Annotated in this window: 1 protein-coding gene; it reads left to right on the forward strand. The window is 35.1% G+C overall.

Going from position 1 to position 539, the window contains the following annotated elements; genetic code table 11:
* A partial coding sequence (locus EN964_RS38025; protein WP_206528855.1) for a hypothetical protein occupies nucleotides 1-539 on the forward strand: 539 nt, incomplete at both ends.

Below are 539 nucleotides of genomic sequence, written 5' to 3' on the forward strand. Positions count from 1 at the left end.
GCGTAGAACCATCTGCAAAAACACTTGAGCTCGCAATAGATAACTACATCTATAATCTTACTCCTAAATTAACAGTGTTGTTTAGAGATGAGAAAAGACCAGACCCACTTGATGACGTTTGGAAAATTGATTCTGTTGATGAAATTGAATTTGATATAGAGTCGATGAAATTCTATACAGCTATGAAAGAAACGGGAGAAAAATTTGCGGTGCCATTTAAAAATAACGGTGGTTACTTAGTAGGTGGCGTTGCTGGTTCGGGTAAATCGGCATCATTTTTAGTCATGTTGATGGCTATGTTAAATCAAGATGCAATCGATTTAACGATTATTGATGGTAAAACAGCACCTACTGAATTAGATGAATTTCAAAAATATGGATTGGCAGACGTTCATAAATTTAAGTCTTCGGGTGGTCAAAGAAACTACGATGAAATATTAGAAGTAGTGACAAAATTTGACGAAGAAGTTGCAGAACGAGCAGAAGATTTTAAGGAAAAATATGGTGTGAACAATTTTTGGAACATACCTGTTGAAAAG

The sequence above is a fragment of the Mesorhizobium sp. M7A.F.Ca.CA.001.10.2.1 genome, from assembly GCF_003998575.1.
Classification (GTDB): Bacteria; Pseudomonadota; Alphaproteobacteria; order Rhizobiales; family Rhizobiaceae; genus Mesorhizobium.